Below are 19,142 nucleotides of genomic sequence, written 5' to 3' on the forward strand. Positions count from 1 at the left end.
AATTTACATGAAAAATGCACTATTTACTTACAAACATCCGATCTAATCAGGTGCATAAATACTTAAGTGACTACAAAACCTGCTATCTATTCCCTCAAAGTTAAACATGTTGTTTTGTCATGCTCCGTATCACAAAATAACTTTAAATCTTGCATGACAGAGTATTTATAATTTTGTTAAACGAGGTGCGTTAAAAAAGACATATAGAAACCACTTCAAAGTATTGCTATCAGTGGATTTTAGCTATTTCATTATAATTATATTTTGTCCTACTACGTCCAATAAGACACCGTTGTTTCGTCATGCTACGTCATGCTACGTCATGCTACGTCATGCAAGAAATACGCTTGTGTCCTACTCAATCTTGACTGGATTTTGAATCCGTTCGAGTAGGTCCTAGAAGAAATGTAAAAAAGAAGCTTTTCATTAACATAAAACGTGAACGCTTTTTATCTAAGTCATAATCACGATAAAATTTTACACAGGTGTGACACGCGTGTAATAGGCTAGCTATGATTTCAGATGTACAAGTAAAAGCTTAAAGATACTCACTGATATACTTCCACGTGAAGATTAAGAGTAAAAAGTAAGATCATTCAGACATAATTTTTTTAATTACATAAAAATCAAATACTTGTATTAATATTTAAATTTTAAAATCCACAAAGATAAATTTTGGACTCAAATTAAGTGAATTCAATCAATATATAAGCCCTGTTTTTTATAACGAAACACATCTAAAAAGAAGAACTCACGGAAATTAGAACTGATGTGTTTCAATTGCTGAAATGGATATTTTAATTCGATATTTTATGGAATAGAAATTGCATTTTAAACTAAAATACCATTTAGGCTGTATCTCAACAGTCTAAATGGTAAACGAATAAAAACTGAAGATGTCTTAAAATTTGTACTTGAGTCCTAAATTATAGTTACGTCCTTCACCCCATGTATAAGTGCTATACCAGCTAAAAATCGTATAATATTTCTCATCTAAAAGATTATTCACATTAAATGAAAGTGATAACTGGTCATTTACCTCGTAATTTGCCATAGCGTCAACTAACCAATAGTCGGATACGACATGTTTAAATGAGTCTTTGTCTAGTGGATTACTGACATCACCCCATGTCTCATCTTGCCAACGTACACCACCACCTACGGTTAAACCGTCAACCCATTGATTAACTTTATAACTGGTATAAAGCGTAAATTCATTTTCAGGGGTTAAAGTACTTTCTTTCTTACCTTCCTGCTTTGAAACCTTATGATTAAAGCCAGCATGTAAATTCCAACCAGGCATAATCTCGCCCGTAATTTCTAATTCAGCCCCTTTAGTTTTGACACCTTGTAACGCTTCATAAGCGATCTCTCCAGCAGGAGTTGCAGTTAGTAGAAGCTCTTTACCAAAATTGTTCTGCGTAAGCTGATAATATGCCAAGCTTGTATTTAGACGCCCACCATAAAACTCACCCTTCATTCCCACTTCGTAGTTTTCACCTTCCAGCGGATCAAGAACTTTCCCATTTATATCTTTTTTAGATTGAGGTTTAAATATCGTACTGTAACTTGCATAAAGTGAATAATTATCATTTAAATCATAAACGGTGCCGATATAAGGCACGAATATGCCTGACTTTTTCGTATCTTCTGATTCATAATTTGCAACACGCCCACCTAAAATTACTTTTAAATCATCACGTAAATTCAAACGAGAAGTAACGTAAAGTCCATTTTGTTTGGTCGTTTCGTCATTGCTCCAATGACTACCTTTTTGCCAGTCAGGTTCTGGAACATTGCCATCCCATTGGTAATATTGATCTACACTGGTCTTATAGTCACTAGGAGCGCTATAACCATTATTTTTCCAAGTACTTTGAGAAATATTTGCACCGAGCACTAACTCATGTTGACGACCAAAAAGCTGAAATGGCCCTGTGGCATATACGTCTGCTGCATTACTTTTAGTTTCACCTTTGTATTTCCCAAGCCACATAGAAACACCTTCCCCAGTTACTGGATTTGGATTGCCACCTGCGGCAGCACCCAAACGTGCATCATATTCATTGATTTGGTGGTTTAATTGCAATTTAGCGATCCAATCATTATCAAATTTATGCTCTAAAGTTGAAAATATAGTTCGTGTATATTGTTCCCAGTTACTCCAATTTGCTCCGTTGTTAAAACTTTTAGGCATTTTATTAAATTGGCCTGTCGCATCATAAATTGGGATTCCTCCCCAAGTTGATCCTTTGGGCTTACTGTCCTGATAATCAGCACCCACAGTAAGTAAAGTATTTTCAGATAGATCAGCTTCTAATATTCCATAGAAAACAGGAGATTTACGTTCATAGTTGTCAAGTTGTGATTCTTTTTCTTGGTAAGCAGCAACACCACGAGCACGGATAGTTCCTGATTCATTTATTGGCCCACTTAAATCCACTTCACTCCGGTATGTATTCCATGAACCTAGATCGGCTGAAGCACTGCCCTGAAACTCTTGAGTTGGTTTTTTTCGAATCAGGTTAATTGTTGCTCCTGGATCTCCAATACCAGTCAATAAGCCAGTTGCTCCTTTGAGCACTTCAATACGGTCATAAATAGCCATATCACTTAAAGTGTTTCCTGCTGAGTAAGCAGAATCACGATTCATAGGAATACCGTCATATTGAAAGTTCTGAATTGCAAAACCTCGTGAATAATATTCAGTCCGTTCACTATCGTAAGTAACTACGCTTACGCCTGGTGTATGACGCATTACCTCATCAATAGAACTTAAATTAAAGTCATCCATTTCTTGACGGGTAATCACGCTAATCGTTTGTGGTGTTTCTTTCGGTTTTAAAACCAACCGAGTTGCTGTAGCAATTGCTCCTGGAGTATATATGCCACTATTTTCTGTTATTTCACCTAACTGATTTGCTGTAACAGTAAGCGTCGGTAGTACTTGAGTGGCTGTACTATTTTGTGCGATATCATCTGAGGCAGATACTAGGCTATTAGTGGCAACATATGTTGTGCCTACCATAATGAGTTTTATCATTTTCGACAAATATTTTTTATCTGTCTTCTGAATGTCTTGTGACAACATGAACGATGACCTTTTAACCATTAATAATACTTTTAAGTCGGTTAAAAAAATAAAAAAGGTCAATTTAATAAGTTTTATCTAAGATTATTTAAAATTTAATAAAAATATTGTTGAATGCTATTATCAATAAATATGAAAAGTAATGTTGTACGTTTATCTGAGCATTTTTGGGTGTATAGCACCACTAATAAAAACCCCTCAAAAGCTGTGCTATTAGACTATTCAACCATAATATGAAAATGCCTTTTTTACTACGTGTAACAAGAGATACCAATTTTTTTCCTGTATAAAGTGCGCTATATTTTGTTGTACTAGATAGAGGGAATTTATCTTGACAATCCAGTCTTTAAAATCACATTAAAACAAAATTAACTAGCACTAAATAGTCTGTATCCCTGTATTTACTCTCACTTTTAAAATAAAAAACGAGAACTTATAATCATTTATTTTTTAAATTTCACTCACTAAATTCTTAAATCAACATCAATTATGATTTATAAAACTAAAGCTTTGCTTGATCATCCAGCAAAGCTTTTTTTATACGTATTAGAATCTTTGATTCATCATGAATAGTAGGTGATTTTGTTAATGAATCGGTTGTCCACCGACGCCTTTTTGAGGTTTAGGACATAACCAGATAATCAAAGCTGCAAAAACAAAAATCATCGATAAGATAAAAAACACATGATTTGCAGATAACGTTAAAGCTTCTTTATCCACCAAGCTGGAGATATACGCTAAAGCACTCTCAGAACTCATCCCTTTTTGCATCAAAGTATTCTGAACTTCATTGACATGCAAGTTTGACACCATTTCACTACGTGCGACTTTGGCATGATCATCCCATAAAGTCACTGCAATAGATGCACCAATTGCCCCTGCCATGGTTCTTAAAAAATTCATTAAACCTGCCGCAGAGGCCATTTCGTGTGGCTGAACAGAAGCCAAGGCCATATTAGACAAAGGAATAAAGAAAAAAGGGACCGCAAAACCTTGCAAAATTTGTGGTAATGCCAATGCCATAAAATCAGCATCCGTTGTCCAAAAAGAACGTATTAAGGTCACTACAGCTAAAATCATCAGACCAAAACATGCCAAACCACGTTGATCATATTTGGTGGCCATTTTCGCCACAATTGGTGACATGGTTAAACTGCCAAACCCCATAGTCGCAGTAAGATAACCTGCCCACGTTGCGGTATAACCCAAATTTATTTGTAGCCATTGCGGAATAAGCACAATACTGGCAAAGAATGCACCGAACGCAAAAGCAAGCGATAAAACTGAAATAGTAAAACCACGATAACGAAAAATCTGAATATTAACAACGGGATGTCTCTCTGTGAGTTCCCAAATAATAAAAATGATTAAACCCACCACAGTAATAATGGCTAAAGCACAAATCAAAGTGCTATTAAACCAGTCATTTTCGTGTCCCAGATCGAGCATCAGTTGCAATGCACCAATCCAGATAATCAGTAGAAATAAACCAATACTATCAATCTTGATTTTTGAAATGGCCGTTTCTGCGGGTTTTAATAAACGCATAGCCGCAAGTGCACAGAATATGCCGACAGGAATATTAATAAAGAAAATCCAGTGCCATGACATATTATCACTAATAGAGCCACCTAAAATGGGGCCTAAAATAGGTCCAATTACAGTCGTCATCGCCCACATCCCCATGGCTTGGGACTGTTTTTCTGGGGGGAATATACGCATTAACAAAGTTTGGCTCAGTGGCATAATCGGCCCACCAAATAAACCCTGCCCTATTCGGCAAAATACCAACATCTCCAAACTTGTCGACAATCCACACAATACAGAAAAAATGGTAAAACCGATCAAACTGACAACAAAAACCCGAACGCCACCAAAACGTCCTGCCAACCATCCTGTCAATGGAACACAAATGGCTTCGGCAACCGCATAGGAAGTAATGACCCAAGTCCCTTGTGAACTTGATACTGCCAAGCTTCCCGTTATATGGGGCACAGAAACATTGGCAATGGTCATATCTAGAACCACCATGAAATTGGCTAAAGCCAACACAAAAGCAGCAAAGATGAGACGAGGCCCTTTCAAGTCGCCAAAGGGGATATAGCTATTCTGGTTCATAGGCAACTACTTCGAAGCGAGGTTAATTTTCGCTTCCATAGAGAGCCCTACACGTAACGGGTGCTCCGTCAACTCTTGAGGATCAAGTACAATTCGAACAGGTAAACGCTGAACCACCTTAATCCAGTTTCCTGTGGCATTTTGTGCAGGAATTAAAGCAAAGGCTGAACCTGTACCCCCTGAAAAGCCTACAACTTTTCCATGAAATTCAACCTCATCGCCATATAGATCAGAAGTAAGAATAACATTCTGATCAGCTTTTACTTTAGCCAATTGACTCTCTTTAAAATTGGCATCGACGTACAGCTTATTCATCGGAACCAGCATCATCAAAACACTGCCCGCAGCAACACGTTGTCCAACCTGTATATTTCGACGCGTGATAACCCCATCAAATGGCGCTTTAATTTCAGTACGCTCTAAATCTAGCATGGCTTGTTTTAAACGCGCTTGTGCAATCAATACATCGGGCGTTGATGTTTCATTACTTCCCAAAATCAGTGCTTCATTGGCTGCCAAGGTACTTTGTGCGGCTTTCTGACTCGATTGAGCCTGTGCTAAACCTGCTTGAGCCAAATCAAATCCTGCTTGTGCATTATTTACAGCACTTTGTGCGGTACTCAGCTCTTCTTTAGAAATTGCGCCTGATACACTCAACTTAAGACGACGAGACAAATCATCCTGTGCTTTATTCAATTCAGTTTTCGCTTTCGCTACTTGCGCTTCTGCACTGTGAATTCCGTCATCACTGACAAAGACCTGAGAATTGAGTGCACTACTATTGGCTTGTGTTTGCTTATATTGACGTTTGGCTTTCATCAATTCAGCTTGTGCCTGAGCAACTGCAATCTGTGCATCGCGATTGTCCACTCGAACCAATAATTGACCCTGTTTAACACTTTGAGTATCACTCACCGACACTTGTTCAACTTGGCCATTTACCATAGAGGTAATTGAGGCTGTTTCTGCACCTACATAGGCATTGTCAGTACTGACCGAATGATTAAAAAATAGTGACCAGAGTACATAGAGGATTGCAGCGATGATCAGAATCAGAGCAACAAAAACTAATGCTTTTTTGCGTTTTGCTTTTAAAACAGTATCTGAAGGTTCAGGCATTTGACCCAATTCGGGTGAGGTGTTTTGAGCATCTGTCATCAATTATTCCTAAATCCAACAAACTTGGTCACCTCCACCTGTGTATCATTCTGCTTTACAACAGAGGGCTGGGTTAAATACCCGATTGCCTAAGATGGTCTGGATGAGAAAGTCATTTTTTCTTTAATAGAGTCAGCACAATTTTAATAACAAAAAATCATCATGTGATAATAAAAAACGTAACTCATCAGTCTTTAAATTAAATTCGGCACTCAATTTTCATTTTATGCCGAATCATTTAGTCAATTCTTTTTATTTTATTTGACCAAGCTTAAAACAACCTTAAAACGCATAAGAGGCTATTGCTGTAGCAATGGCTTTATCTTCATCATTGACCAAAGTCATGCGCATAGTGCAGCCCTTCCGACCTAAACGTAAAGTTTCTGCACGTGCAATAAAATATTTCCCTCGACCAGGTGAGAGATAATCCACACGCATATCTACGGTGGCCAAACGGGTCACTTTTTTGATCGTGTCCGGCAATTCAGCAGCTTCGGCTTTTTTATACAATTCGCCCATCGCGACAATTCCACCAATACTATCCAGAATAGTCGCAGCGACTCCGCCATGTAAGATTTGAAAAGCAACATTTCCAATCATGAAAGGCTGCATCTCAATATAAGCCTCGATTTGACCATCGACCACACGCATCAACATATCGTTGTGTTTAAAGTAGGGAGAACTATTAAATGCATGACACAACTGTTTAAGGACAATATCTATATCCACTTTCGAGCCCAAATGAATACTCCCCGTCCATTTTTTATCTGAATCAGTCATCATCTACACGAATACCTTTATTTGAGAAATAGCACTTAACTTTTGCCCCAAAATTTAATTCTAGGGCTACAATAGCGCTAGTTTAATACTGATCAATGAGATTGTTATGACTTATACGTTCAATCGTCCAGCTTTTCCAGCCACTCGCATGCGCCGAATTCGTAAAAATGACAAATTACGGTCGATGGTACGCGAAACTCAACTGACGACCGATCATCTCATCTATCCAGTATTCGTTCTTCCAGGACAGAATCAAACCCAAGATATTCCCAGTATGCCGAATATTCAGCGTTTATCTGCTGATCTGCTGTTAAAAAAAGCAGAACGTTTACTGGACTTGGGCGTTTCAAAATTGGCACTTTTTCCTGTCACGCCACAAGAAGATAAAAGCCTAACCGCTGAAGCAGCATGGAATGAAAATGGCCTCGTTCAAAATACGCTGCGCCTCCTCAAAAAAGAGCTTCCAGAAATGGTGCTGATTACAGATGGTGCACTCGATCCTTATACCACTCATGGTCAGGACGGTATTATCGATGATACAGGTTATGTTCTGAACGACGAAACAGTTGAATGTTTAATTAAACAAGCCTTAAGCCATGCTGAAGCAGGTGCAGATGTAATTGCACCAAGTGACATGATGGATGGACGCATTGGAGCAATTCGTACCGCGCTTGAAGCAAATGGTCATATTTATACCAGCATCATGGCTTATTCTGCGAAATATGCCTCAAGCTTTTATGGTCCTTTTCGTGATGCAGTCGGTTCATCAAGCAACTTAAAAGGTGGTAATAAATACAATTACCAAATGGATATTGGCAACCGTGTAGAAGCTTTACATGAAATTGCACTGGATATTCAAGAAGGTGCCGATATGGTCATTGTCAAACCAGGTATGCCTTATTTAGATATCGTTCGTGAAGTGAAAAATACTTTTGGTGTGCCGACTTTCGTTTATCAAGTTAGTGGCGAATATGCCATGCTCGCAGGCGCAATTCAAAATGGGTGGCTATCTGATGATGTGATTATTGAGTCTTTGATGAGTTGTCGCCGCGCTGGTGCAGATGGTATCTGGACTTATTTTGCAGAAGAAGCTGCACTTAAACTTAAAAATATGAAATAAGGGTTAATCACACAAGCTATGAAAATTGCCATTATTGGAGCAGGCATTAGCGGTCTAATGTCGGCTTTAGAGCTTGTGGAACAAGGATGTTCTGTCATTATTTTTGATCAAAAAAGTGCTGGGAAGGCAGCCTCTTGGGCAGGCGGTGGTATTCTTTCCCCAATGTATCCTTGGCGATACGATCCAGCAGTCAACCTACTGGCACGCCATGGTAAATCATTGTATATAGAATGGAATCAAAAATTAAAACCTGTTTCAGGCATTGACTTTGAAATTCAAGAAACAGGCATGATGATTTTTGATGAAGCAGACTTTGAGCAGGGTTTAAACTATGCACAAAAGTTTCAAGAACCTATGCAGAAATGTCATTATTTACACCAAAAGCAAATCAAGCAAATCAATCCTTTAATTAGCACTCAATTTCAACACGCGCTTTATTTTCCACAGATCGCCAATATTCGAAATCCACGCTTGCTTCAATCGATCACACGTTATTTAAAACAACACCCACAAGTTGAATTGATTGAAAACTGTTGTATTCATCAGCTGAATAAAGTGAATGGCAAAATTCAATCTGTGACCGATCAAAATTATCAACACTATTTTGCAGACCATTTTGTCATATCAACAGGAGCATGGTCGCAAATGTGGTCAGCACAACTGGATATTGAGATACCCATTCGACCTATTCAGGGACAAATGGTGTTATTTAAAACCCCACAAAACTGGCTACCAAGCATGTGTATGAATAAGGTCATGTATTTAATTCCTCGTGCAGATGGACATGTGGTATGCGGTTCAAGCATGTCAAATTGTGGGTTTGATATCACACCAGACGCGCGAACACAGCAATCGATTTTGGATGCTTGTTTTGAAATGGTTCCTGAATTGACAAAATATCCGATTGTTAAGCAATGGGCTGGCCTTAGACCAAGTTCTCCGCATGGCGTACCTTATATTGGAAAAATACCGAATATCAATAATCTATGGGCAAATTTCGGACATTTCCGTAATGGCTTGTGTATGGGGCCTGCTTCCGCACGTTTATTAAGACAATTGATTCTTAACCAACCCACACTGGTTGATCCTGCACTTTATAGCGCAGAAAGGTTAAACACTGATCTTTTAGCGATGCCCTAAAAGATCTTGTAAGGCAGCTTTCAAATACGGATATTCAAATTCAAAACCTGCCTCTAATAAGGCTTCCGGTTGCACATACTGACCATTCAAAACCAGTTGTGATTGTTCACCCAATAGCATTTTCAATATGACACTGGGCAGCGTTAAAAGTGGTTTTCGCTGTAATTGCTGCGCGGCGATTTGTGCAAACTTTGCTTGATTCATTTTTTCTGGTGATACGACATTAAAGACTTGAGCTTTGGTTTCATTGATCATTAAAAACTCAATAGCGCGTAATATATCGTGAATATGCACCCAAACCACAGGTTGTCGACCGTGTCCAATTTTTCCAATTAAATTCATTTTGATCGGTAATAACATTTGTGGAAGAATCCCACCCTTCCCAGCAAAAACAACCCCGAAACGCACAATTTTAGTATGTTGTGATTTAAAATTTAAAGCTGCATGCTCCCAAAGCTGACATAATTCAGACATAAAAATAGATTGCGGTGCAGATTGTTCTGTACATAGGCCTGACCATTGTTCTGATGGGTCAATACCATAATAGCCAATTGCGGAAGCCGAAATAATTCGTTTGGGGAAAATCTGTCTTTTTTCGAGATAACGATAAAGTTGATCGGTCATTTTAACCCGACTTTCAATTAATTGTTGTTTTCGGCGCTTTGTCCAACGTGACTGTCCAATATTCTCACCTGCAAGATTAATTACATAATCAATTTGATCTGTTTTTAGTTCATCTAAATGCTGAATCCAAGTGAGATTCGGATGATCGGATGAATTTTTTTTCTGTCGAGATAACCCTATCACGCCATAATCACGTGCCAATAAGTAAGGCACTAAATAAGAGCCAATAAAACCACTCGCACCGGTAATCAATACATATGATTTTTGCATTTTATGATCTCACTGTTCTTCTATCTATAGATCAACTAAAGTGAAATTTCAAGCATCGCGCAAATGATTTTAACCAAACATCTTATCGGCCATGCGCTGTGCTTGCTTGCCATAAAACCAGTAAGTCAAAATATAAAGCGGAATTGCGATAAGTAAAAACATGATGAGTACTACACTCATAAACTGTGGATTTTTGATATATAAAAGAAAGTTTTGCCAAATATCGGGATCACTTTTGGCGAAAATTAAAAGACCAACCAGTAAAAAAAATACGTTATAACCCCAAAAAATAAGGGTAAATCCGAGTGTTATTTTTTTTCGTTCTTGATCAGTAGGCGCACGGTGCTGCTGTTTTAAAAATTTGTAAAGGACTAAAATCATCGCCATTAAATAAGGCACAATCGTTAAAATCCCCCCCATACCTGTTGGCAATAGCGCAGCCAATACGCCGCAAATGCAGGTAAATATAAAACAAAATAAAAAAAACCATAAAAAATATCGAGTTAAAGACACTTTAAACCTGTTTGAATCATATGATGATCATCAGTATAGAAAAAAATGAGTTTTTTTTCACTTTCTTGTCAACCAATCTGTAAATGTCTACGTTATATAGAACATGAAGTTCATAAATCCGCGAATTTGGACTGGCATCCACAATATTCTCGGTGAACTTTTCCTAAAGCAATAAACTTAGTTTTAAGTTTTGGTACAGTCAGCAGCCTTGCTAAACCTTGAAACAGATTTCTTTGACCGACGATTTCACCATCACTCGAATCGTCGGTCTTTTCTTTTTTGCGATTTGATTTATTCTGAATTCAAGTATTTAAAAGAAATATAACTGATTTTTTTTGTTCTGTTTTTTGTAAATTTAACAATTTCAAAACGACTAAACTGCGGTCGATAGTCAAGCAAATTATTTCATACCAAAAATGAGTTTTAATCCCAGTAACGTCATCACACCACCCGCAATACGGTCAAAAATAACTTTCGATTTTAAATACACTTTTCTTGGTCCTTCTGCTGACAACACAACAGCAACCAATGAATACCAACTGGCATCAATAAAAAAACACAAGATAGGTAAAACCACATAAAAATAGCTCGGAATGTCTTGAGGCAATAAGGCAGTAAACACACTGGCTAAAATAATGGCAATTTTTGGATTACTTAATTGCGTGATTAAACCTAAACGATAAGCCTGCGCATAACTCATCGGTTGTACATCACCTAAAGTATTTTGCATCGGCTGTTTCGCATGTTTAATAATTTTATATGCCAACCACAGTAAATATAAACCACCACAGACTTTCAAAAGCAAATATGCAGAAGGTACAGCCAACAAAACAGCTTGTAATCCCATAACAGCTAAAAAGCCAAACAATGCGGCCCCAGTTCCCGTACCTAAAGCTGTAAATAAACCATGTTTACGTGAAATCGCAATTGAATTTTTCGCTACATAAATAAACGTTGGACCAGGACTAATCGCGCCTAACATCAATGCCAACGTAATTGAGCCTAAGATAAATAAAGATTCCAAAACTTATACCTAAATTTATGCAGGAAATGGGTTGTGTAATTCTACGTGTTTTAGATGCTGATTACCCTAAAATTTTATCTTTCTTTTTCATCAGAAAATAAAATGATTTCTCACTATAAAATTTCAGATACAAAATAGAATTGCCCAGCAGCATCATTCATTGCAAGATGATGAGTAAAATTAAATAGTCGATCTGAATATAGGGAAATAATGAAACTTGCAGAAGCTCTTCTTCTCCGAAGCGATTTACAAACCAAATTGGCCTCCTTGCAACAACGAATCAATCAAAATGTTTTGGTTCAGGAAGGCGATCAACCCAGTGAAGATCCCAATGTTTTGTTAAATGAAGCTTTTCAGGTTAATACTGAGTTGCATCATTTGATTCAACGCATTCACGCGACCAATGCGCAAGCCAAAACCAGCAATGGTCGTATATTATTAGCAGTATTAAATGAACGTGATGCACTCATTAGCCAACATCGCATTCTACAACAAGCAATTGATCATTCACGTCGTGACAACGCACGTTATAGCTCAAGTGAAATACGCTGGATTAAAGTCATTACTGTGAGTGACTTACAAAAGCAAGCAGATGATATCAGTGCTCAATTACGTCAAAATAATTTAGATATACAAGCTTCTAATTGGCAAATTGATTTGATCTAACCAAATTCGTAAAGAATGACAAATATATAAGCGTGATTCTTTACTCACAAGTTCGGACATATTGGGCGAGTACAAGACCTTTTTTACAGTGGGTAAGGTTTCAAATAAGACAAACTGTATGCAAGAAGTAAAACGTCTACTTCAAATTTTTCACTCATCTGACGTAGCACTACGCATCTGTTACTTCTTACATTGCACTCTTCACTACCCTGTACTGACAATATGTCCACCCTCTTCTGTTCTAATTTATTCACGAGTTGGACTTTGGGTTTCTAAGGCACTCAATCGAGCGGTTTTATAATCATGATCATGTACAGGCATTCCACCAATAATCATGGTCCTCACTTCTGTTTTAGGTTTATTGTAGTCATTTTTTATATCACATGCTGTTAACAGCAATAATAGACTCATACACAAACCCATGGATAGTTTTTTCATTACATATCCTCTTTTTCGATATTATTCTATTTTTAGCTTAACATTAATAAGTAGTTAAGCATTATTTATATATATTTTAAATTCAATACCTTATGATATTATTACAAATAAATACAAAGTATACTATTTACACCGGACAAAGATGTCCGTTAAATATTCAAACAGTTTTATTCATCTATTCTTTATGTCAACACGTCAAGAAAATGCGGTACAAAATCGTCAAATTTTTCTAAATGCAGCTACTGATATATTTCGTCTACACGGTATCAATGCGCCTTTACAGTTGGTCATTAACCAAGCCAAATTAGGACGCGCAACATTTTATCGTAATTTCAAGGATCGTCGGGCTTTAGTATTGGCTTTAATTGAGCAGGCTTTAGAGCGTCTAGAAAAAAAAGCGTATTATTATTCGCAATTTAATGATGGTTTCGTTCAATTAATTCAAAGTCATATTGATCATCTTCCTGACTTAACTGCTCTCATGGAATATTGGCGAGTGATAGAACGTTCTGACCCCATTATGATCGAAATTTATCAACGCCGTGATTCGATTTTACAACCGCTGATTGATAAAGCGATTGCGCATAAAATATGCCGTTCGGATCTGACTCCCAAAGATTATGCCATGCTAACCGCGATTTTACGTTCTTCATTTCAAGGTTTAACAGATTATGAACAACGGGCTTTAGCAAGCCGAGCAATTGATTTATTATTGAATGGTATGCGGGCTTAAGCAGGGATCATCATGGCAAAAGAACCACGTCTCCTCGAACCTGCTCCAGACTGGACACCCGAGGAACAACCCACCCTGCCTGGCTCTCCCGCAGTCATTGCTCATTCATTGCGTAAAAAAATCCTTTATTTTTTGATTGGGGTTTTCATCGCAATTTCAGGTAGTTTAAGTAATGGTTTTATCACTGCTAATTTGCCACTCATTCAGGGAGAGTATGGGTTAACTCCCTCCCAAGCTGCATGGATTCCTGCGGCTTATGTCATGGCTAACATGAGTTCGAATCTCATTTTATTTAAAGCACGCCAACAATATGGGCTGCGACTATTTTCAGAAATTGGTCTAGTGCTTTTTATTCTTGTTTTAATGTTGCATCTGTTTGTACATAATTTTGAAATGGCATTATTTGTTCGCTTAATCAGTGGAATGGTGGCTGCGCCCTTAAGTTCATTGGGTATGTATTATATTATGCAGGCTTTTACACGTGCCAATTTTGGTCGTGGTATTTATCTTGCATTTGGTTTTCAACAACTCGGGATGCCACTCGCATGGGTTATTTCTCCAGCCTTAGTCGATGTAGATGATTGGGCTGTGCTTTATACTTTTGAACTCGGCTTGGCACTTTGTTGTCTTGCAATGGTGGTTTCACTTAAATTGCCTCGTAGTTTAAGAATAGCTACCTTTGAAAAACAAGATTTTTTCACTTTTTTCTTACTGGCGCCCGGTTTTGCTCTGCTCTGTATTGTACTGACACAAGGGCCTATTTTATGGTGGTTGAATACAGAGTGGCTCGCCTATGCCTTGATTGCTGGATTTGTACTCATTGTAATTGGCTTAACCTACGAGAATTTTCGTGCTAATCCCCTGATCATGACACGCTGGCTAGGTACCTCATCTACTGTTCGTTTTATTATTGGCGCACTTGCCATCCGCTTTTTAATGTCAGAACAAAGTTACGCTGCGGTAAACTTCCTCAAAACCATGGGAATGGGACCAGACCAATTTGTATCCTTCTATTTAGTCATTGCTATCGGGATTATTTCAGGAACTATTTTTAGTACCGTTACTTTTTCTAAGGAACGAATTAGCTGGCATCTGGTTTTAGCTGTGGTACTGGTTTTGATCGCCTGTGGTCTAGATTTACATTTAACCAGTGACGTTCGGCCAGCCAATTTTTATCCGAGTCAGTTTTTAGTGGGTTTTGCCAGTGGTGTATTTATTGGGCCTTTACTTTTAACGGGCTTTATTAATGCCTTACAGAAAGGCCCTTCTTATGTACTCACTTTTATTGTGCTGTTTTCTGCGACCCAAACTTTCGGCGGTTTACTCGGTAATGCTTTTTTTTCTAGCTATCAATATATGAGAACTCAAAATCACCGTATCGAAATTATCAGCAAACTGCCACAAAACAGCCCTTTGCTTACTCAACAGCTTGCAGTCTATCAACACAATGCAACAACCTACACTTTAGACCCCGTATTACAACAAAATCAGGCCTTACGCAGCTTAAATCAGACAGTAAATCGTGAAGCCCAAGTACGTGCATATAATGATGTTATTGCATTGAACGGCATTTTTGCCCTGTTACTTTTGCTTTGGGGCAGCTTTAATATTCTAAAAAGTCAATACTTGTTGCGAAAACAACCATTCAGCTCAGATACATCCTAAGATTATTTCATCTTCTCAGTCTGATTTAATTTGCCCCGTACGCTTCAATATTTTATGAGAAAATAATATGTCAAAGGATCAAGAGACTCCAGAAAACACAGTCGATGCTGCTCAAACGCAACCCGTGGACACTTTACCTCCACCATCGAGTAAATTAATTCCAACGGCGAAGCGTACTCTCATCTTGATGTTTTTTATTTTACTGATTGGGATAAGTATTATTCTATGGGCATGGAAAATTGGGCCTTTTCAAAATGAAATAGAATCGACAGATAACAGCTATATTAAGGGTAAAACGACTATTTTATCTTCGCAAATCAATGGATATATCAAAGATGTGCAGGTCAATGATTTTGATCATGTTAAAAAAGGTCAGGTGTTATTGCATATCGATACTACCACTTATGACCAAAATATTACTCAGGCTGAATCGGGTGTAGATCAAGCTAAAAACAATTTAGCCAATCAAGCACAAACCATTCAACAACGTCAGGCAGATATTCTTGCAGCTCAAGCCAAAGTCGAACAGACTCAAGCAGCTTACGCACTTTCTTCGACACAATTAAAACGTTATCAGCAATTATCGAATAGCGGTGCAGTTTCAAAAGCTGAACAAGACCAAGCCGCAGCAGATGTAAAAAATAATTTAGCCTTAGTTAAACAGGCAGAGGCAAATGTTTTGGTGGCCAAGGAGGCGCTGAAAACTGCGGAAGTGGCGAAAAAAGGTTTAAATGCTCAAATCACAAGTGCCCAAGCAAAACTCGACCAAGCCATGACGACTAAGGACTATAGTGTAATTACAGCCCCCATGGATGGTCAGCTTGGAGAGGTTACTCCTCGAGTGGGACAATATGTTGCTGCTGGTACACAATTAATGTATCTCATTCCTGCAAAAACATGGGTCATTGCAAACTTTAAAGAAACTCAAATTACTGATATGCATATTGGTCAAAAAGCATGGTTTCATGTGGATGCAATGGGGAAACAAAAATTTACAGGGAAAGTGGAGGAGATTTCTCCTGCCGCAGGCTCTGAATTTAGTGTTCTTAAACCTGACAATACTACAGGTAATTTTACCAAAGTAGTGCAACGCATTTCAGTGCGTATCGCGATTGATTCAAATCAACAAGGAATCGAACGTTTACGACCAGGCATGTCGGTAGTGACTTCTGTGGATACTCAATCTGATGTTAAATAATCAAAATTTATGGATATTGCTTTTGGAAACAATAGTCCGATGAATCATTCAGCCATCTTTGACCAAATTGCACAATCTGTGACTTATCAAAAGTTGAATCTTAGTAGTCAACTTACAGTGACAGTTAAGCGCTTAGACCAGATTCATCCCTATATTTCAGGCAATAAATTTTTTAAATTAAAATACAATTTCAGTGCAGCACACCATCTAGGTTTAAATAAAGTCCTGACTTTCGGGGGGGCTTATTCCAATCATATTGCTGCCACCGCTTATGCGGCTCATTTATTGGGAATTGAAAGTGTTGGAATCATTCGCGGTGAAGAACTTGCTCATCAGCCACTCAATCATACGCTCAACCTTGCAGCTGAATTGGGGATGCAACTGCATTTTGTGTCTCGTGAACAATATCGGCAAAGAGATCAACCTGAGTATCTAACAGCGTTAACACAACAATTTCCTGAATATTTTATTATTCCTGAAGGTGGAACCAATGCACTTGCGATCCAAGGGTGCAAAGAGATCCTCTCTCATGAAGATGTACAAAATTATGATGTGATTTGCTGTGCAGTTGGCACAGGCGGCACAATTTCTGGGCTCATTGAAGCCAGTTCAGCACAGCAAACGATTTTAGGATTTTCTGCCTTAAAAGGCGATTTTTTAAAACGTGATATCCATAAATGGACGCAGAAAACAAACTGGCAACTGACCGATGCTTATTGCGGTGCAGGTTATGCAAAAACCACACCCGAACTCTTAAAATTTATGCAGTCTTTTGAGATAGAGCATGCTATACCCCTTGAACAAGTGTATACCGCTAAAATGATGAAGGGCATATTGGATTTGATTCAACATCATTATTTTCCGCAAGGTTCACGTATTTTGGTTATACATACAGGCGGATTACAAGGACGTACGAATCACAGAGATCAAACCTGAAATTGAGTGTAAAATTGTCTATAATGCCCTGCTTTTATCTCCCATGAGTTTGTCCATGTCTACAAATCAGTATGATGTCATTGTTTTAGGTGCAGGTGCATCAGGTTTGATGTTGGCATATATGGCAGCCCAACGTGGGCGTAAAGTTTTGGTCATGGAAAAAGCCAATAAGGTCGGTAAAAAAATTCTCATGTCTGGTGGTGGAAAATGTAATTTCACCAACCTGTATGTCGAACCTGAAAACTTTATTTCTCATAATCCCCATTTTGTCATTTCCGCTTTAACACGTTATACCAATTGGGATTTTATTGGTTTAGTGTGCGAACACGGCATAGAATATGAAGAACGTAAACATGGCCAGCTTTTTACCTTAAATGGTGCCAAAGAAATTTTGGCGATGCTCTTGGCTGAATGTGAGAAAACAGGCTTAGTTGATATTAAGACCAGTTGTGAAGTCAAGAATGTCAGCACTCTAGATGATTCAAATTTTCAAGTGTCCACTTCGATGGGTGATTTCCAATCAAAATCTGTCGTGGTCGCAACAGGTGGCTTATCTATTCCAACATTGGGCGGATCAGGAATTGGATATGAAATTGCCAAACAGTTTGGACATCATATTTATCCAACGCGTGCAGGCCTAGTGCCTTTTACTTTTTCAGATCAATTTAAAGAAGTCACCACTCGTTTAAGTGGCAATGCCGTAGATGCGACTTTATCCAATGATTTAAATAGCTTTACTGAAGCTTTGCTGTTTACACATCGAGGTTTAAGTGGCCCAAGTTCATTGCAACTTTCCAATTATTGGCAAGTCGGCGAGCGTTTTAATATTAATTTTCTGCCTTCTCTTGATCTCATTGATTTATTAAAAGCAAAAAAAATCAGTCAACCCAAAGTGCTGTTACGTACTTTACTCACTGAATATTTACCTAAAAGTGTAGTTTTAGAATTACAGACCCTCGTTTGGGCGGAATTTGCAGATATAGCCATCGGTAATTTAAGCGATGAAAAGCTTGAACACATTGCACAACGTTTACATCATTTTGAAGTAAAACCTTCAGGAACTGAAGGTTATCGTACAGCAGAAGTGACCTTAGGCGGTGTTGATACCACTGAAGTATCGTCAAAGACCATGGAAAGTAAAAAGCAACAAGGTTTATATTTTATTGGTGAAATACTCGATGTTTCCGGACATCTAGGCGGATTTAATTTTCAATGGGCATGGGCATCGGCACATGCTGCTTCACACTATGTTTAATTATCAACAGTAATAGAATGCCTAGATTCTAAATCCACATAGGGCGTCTACAAGATGTAATTCGCCCTAGTCATTTTTTAAAACAGGTCATGCTATTTGACATTTCCTTAAAATCTACCGCCTTGAAACCACAGCGCTATATTTTTAAAACAAAGCCTCTACATGACTATAAACAAAATATATTTAATAACATTTAATGTTTTGAACTTTCATCGACAGGTGCTTGATCTGTTAAAGAATCATGAGGTTCAGCTTCATTTTTTTGCTTGGATTTACCAAACACAAACTTATAGGCACTAATAAAAAATCCTGCAGTAATGCCAGCAATCACAATAGGAGCTAAAAACTTATTGGGTTGTTTTTTTGCCATTATATTCACCTATTTTATATCAAAAAAAAGATCGACCAACTCA

General features: G+C 38.0%; 17 protein-coding genes. 8 read left to right on the forward strand and 9 right to left on the reverse strand.

Translation table 11 applies throughout. From position 1 onward, the window contains the following. Positions 1-901 precede the first annotated feature (901 nt). The 4 genes from GA0116959_RS00960 to GA0116959_RS00975 form a co-directional block, all read right to left on the reverse strand. Positions 902-3,091, reverse strand: a complete 2,190-nt coding sequence (locus GA0116959_RS00960) for a TonB-dependent siderophore receptor (RefSeq protein ID WP_092717367.1) — start codon at positions 3,089-3,091, stop codon at positions 902-904. Between the two features lie 585 nt (positions 3,092-3,676). Then, positions 3,677-5,209 carry a DHA2 family efflux MFS transporter permease subunit gene (locus GA0116959_RS00965; protein WP_092717370.1) on the reverse strand — a complete coding sequence of 511 codons (1,533 nt, stop codon included), beginning with the start codon at positions 5,207-5,209 and terminating at the stop codon, positions 3,677-3,679. A gap of 6 nt (positions 5,210-5,215) precedes the next feature. Beyond that, on the reverse strand, positions 5,216-6,367 hold the full coding sequence (locus tag GA0116959_RS00970; RefSeq protein WP_092717373.1) for an HlyD family secretion protein: 1,152 nt from the start codon (positions 6,365-6,367) through the stop codon (positions 5,216-5,218). 282 nt (positions 6,368-6,649) lie between these two features. Continuing rightward, positions 6,650-7,147 carry a thioesterase family protein gene (locus GA0116959_RS00975; RefSeq protein ID WP_092717531.1) on the reverse strand — a complete coding sequence of 166 codons (498 nt, stop codon included), beginning with the start codon at positions 7,145-7,147 and terminating at the stop codon, positions 6,650-6,652. Positions 7,148-7,253: 106 nt separating this feature from the next. Here GA0116959_RS00975 and hemB point away from each other — a divergent pair, with 106 nt between their 5' ends. Beyond that, on the forward strand, positions 7,254-8,267 hold the full coding sequence (gene hemB, locus GA0116959_RS00980; protein WP_092717376.1) for a porphobilinogen synthase: 1,014 nt from the start codon (positions 7,254-7,256) through the stop codon (positions 8,265-8,267). 18 nt (positions 8,268-8,285) lie between these two features. Further along, positions 8,286-9,407: an NAD(P)/FAD-dependent oxidoreductase gene (locus tag GA0116959_RS00985; RefSeq protein ID WP_092717379.1), complete on the forward strand. Its 1,122-nt coding sequence runs from the start codon at positions 8,286-8,288 to the stop codon at positions 9,405-9,407. Here the strand turns inward: GA0116959_RS00985 and GA0116959_RS00990 are convergent. From GA0116959_RS00990 to GA0116959_RS01000, 3 genes are all read right to left on the reverse strand, one after another. After that, positions 9,393-10,301, reverse strand: a complete 909-nt coding sequence (locus tag GA0116959_RS00990; RefSeq protein ID WP_092717382.1) for a TIGR01777 family oxidoreductase — start codon at positions 10,299-10,301, stop codon at positions 9,393-9,395. The two genes, GA0116959_RS00985 and GA0116959_RS00990, sit on opposite strands and share 15 nt — an antisense overlap. 69 nt (positions 10,302-10,370) lie before the next feature. Then, positions 10,371-10,814 carry an ABZJ_00895 family protein gene (locus tag GA0116959_RS00995; RefSeq protein ID WP_053578547.1) on the reverse strand — a complete coding sequence of 148 codons (444 nt, stop codon included), beginning with the start codon at positions 10,812-10,814 and terminating at the stop codon, positions 10,371-10,373. A 400-nt stretch (positions 10,815-11,214) separates the two neighbouring features. After that, a complete protein-coding gene (locus GA0116959_RS01000; protein ID WP_092717386.1) occupies positions 11,215-11,838 on the reverse strand; it encodes a LysE family translocator in 624 nt (207 codons plus the stop codon). 210 nt (positions 11,839-12,048) lie between these two features. Here GA0116959_RS01000 and GA0116959_RS01005 point away from each other — a divergent pair, with 210 nt between their 5' ends. Continuing rightward, positions 12,049-12,504 carry a DIP1984 family protein gene (locus GA0116959_RS01005; protein ID WP_092717390.1) on the forward strand — a complete coding sequence of 152 codons (456 nt, stop codon included), beginning with the start codon at positions 12,049-12,051 and terminating at the stop codon, positions 12,502-12,504. 246 nt (positions 12,505-12,750) lie between these two features. Here the strand turns inward: GA0116959_RS01005 and GA0116959_RS01010 are convergent, their stop codons facing one another. Next, the gene (locus GA0116959_RS01010; protein ID WP_092717393.1) at positions 12,751-12,942 is read right to left on the reverse strand and encodes an NF038215 family lipoprotein; all 192 of its coding nucleotides are present in this window, start codon (positions 12,940-12,942) and stop codon (positions 12,751-12,753) included. Between the two features lie 184 nt (positions 12,943-13,126). On the opposite strand from GA0116959_RS01010, the gene GA0116959_RS01015 reads away from it, so the two are divergent. The 5 genes from GA0116959_RS01015 (at position 13,127) to GA0116959_RS01035 (ending at position 18,729) form a co-directional block, all read left to right on the forward strand. Then, on the forward strand, positions 13,127-13,675 hold the full coding sequence (locus GA0116959_RS01015) for a TetR/AcrR family transcriptional regulator (RefSeq protein ID WP_092717396.1): 549 nt from the start codon (positions 13,127-13,129) through the stop codon (positions 13,673-13,675). 12 nt (positions 13,676-13,687) lie between these two features. Next, a complete protein-coding gene (locus GA0116959_RS01020; protein ID WP_092717399.1) occupies positions 13,688-15,340 on the forward strand; it encodes an MFS transporter in 1,653 nt (550 codons plus the stop codon). A 67-nt stretch (positions 15,341-15,407) separates the two neighbouring features. After that, positions 15,408-16,538: an HlyD family secretion protein gene (locus tag GA0116959_RS01025; protein WP_092717402.1), complete on the forward strand. Its 1,131-nt coding sequence runs from the start codon at positions 15,408-15,410 to the stop codon at positions 16,536-16,538. 54 nt (positions 16,539-16,592) lie between these two features. After that, entirely contained in the window at positions 16,593-17,474 is an 882-nt protein-coding gene (locus GA0116959_RS01030; RefSeq protein ID WP_092717533.1) for a 1-aminocyclopropane-1-carboxylate deaminase/D-cysteine desulfhydrase, read from the forward strand. A gap of 55 nt (positions 17,475-17,529) precedes the next feature. Beyond that, positions 17,530-18,729: a BaiN/RdsA family NAD(P)/FAD-dependent oxidoreductase gene (locus GA0116959_RS01035; RefSeq protein WP_092717405.1), complete on the forward strand. Its 1,200-nt coding sequence runs from the start codon at positions 17,530-17,532 to the stop codon at positions 18,727-18,729. 193 nt (positions 18,730-18,922) lie between these two features. Here the strand turns inward: GA0116959_RS01035 and GA0116959_RS14230 are convergent, their stop codons facing one another. Further along, on the reverse strand, positions 18,923-19,099 hold the full coding sequence (locus GA0116959_RS14230; RefSeq protein ID WP_171256837.1) for a hypothetical protein: 177 nt from the start codon (positions 19,097-19,099) through the stop codon (positions 18,923-18,925). Positions 19,100-19,142 lie beyond the last annotated feature (43 nt).

The organism is Acinetobacter albensis (genome assembly GCF_900095025.1).
Classification (GTDB): domain Bacteria; phylum Pseudomonadota; class Gammaproteobacteria; order Pseudomonadales; family Moraxellaceae; genus Acinetobacter; species Acinetobacter albensis.

What these genes read in the sequence shown, in the direction of transcription:
- GA0116959_RS00960 (WP_092717367.1), bottom strand. Translation starts at nt 3,091, where the DNA reads ATGTTGTCACAAGACATTCAGAAGACAGATAAAAAATATTTGTCGAAA.
- GA0116959_RS00965 (WP_092717370.1), bottom strand. Translation starts at nt 5,209, where the DNA reads ATGAACCAGAATAGCTATATCCCCTTTGGCGACTTGAAAGGGCCTCGT.
- GA0116959_RS00970 (WP_092717373.1), bottom strand. Translation starts at nt 6,367, where the DNA reads ATGACAGATGCTCAAAACACCTCACCCGAATTGGGTCAAATGCCTGAA.
- GA0116959_RS00975 (WP_092717531.1), bottom strand. Translation starts at nt 7,147, where the DNA reads ATGACTGATTCAGATAAAAAATGGACGGGGAGTATTCATTTGGGCTCG.
- hemB (WP_092717376.1), top strand. Translation starts at nt 7,254, where the DNA reads ATGACTTATACGTTCAATCGTCCAGCTTTTCCAGCCACTCGCATGCGC.
- GA0116959_RS00985 (WP_092717379.1), top strand. Translation starts at nt 8,286, where the DNA reads ATGAAAATTGCCATTATTGGAGCAGGCATTAGCGGTCTAATGTCGGCT.
- GA0116959_RS00990 (WP_092717382.1), bottom strand. Translation starts at nt 10,301, where the DNA reads ATGCAAAAATCATATGTATTGATTACCGGTGCGAGTGGTTTTATTGGC.
- GA0116959_RS01005 (WP_092717390.1), top strand. Translation starts at nt 12,049, where the DNA reads ATGAAACTTGCAGAAGCTCTTCTTCTCCGAAGCGATTTACAAACCAAA.
- GA0116959_RS01010 (WP_092717393.1), bottom strand. Translation starts at nt 12,942, where the DNA reads ATGAAAAAACTATCCATGGGTTTGTGTATGAGTCTATTATTGCTGTTA.
- GA0116959_RS01015 (WP_092717396.1), top strand. Translation starts at nt 13,127, where the DNA reads ATGTCAACACGTCAAGAAAATGCGGTACAAAATCGTCAAATTTTTCTA.
- GA0116959_RS01020 (WP_092717399.1), top strand. Translation starts at nt 13,688, where the DNA reads ATGGCAAAAGAACCACGTCTCCTCGAACCTGCTCCAGACTGGACACCC.
- GA0116959_RS01025 (WP_092717402.1), top strand. Translation starts at nt 15,408, where the DNA reads ATGTCAAAGGATCAAGAGACTCCAGAAAACACAGTCGATGCTGCTCAA.
- GA0116959_RS01035 (WP_092717405.1), top strand. Translation starts at nt 17,530, where the DNA reads ATGTCTACAAATCAGTATGATGTCATTGTTTTAGGTGCAGGTGCATCA.
- GA0116959_RS14230 (WP_171256837.1), bottom strand. Translation starts at nt 19,099, where the DNA reads ATGGCAAAAAAACAACCCAATAAGTTTTTAGCTCCTATTGTGATTGCT.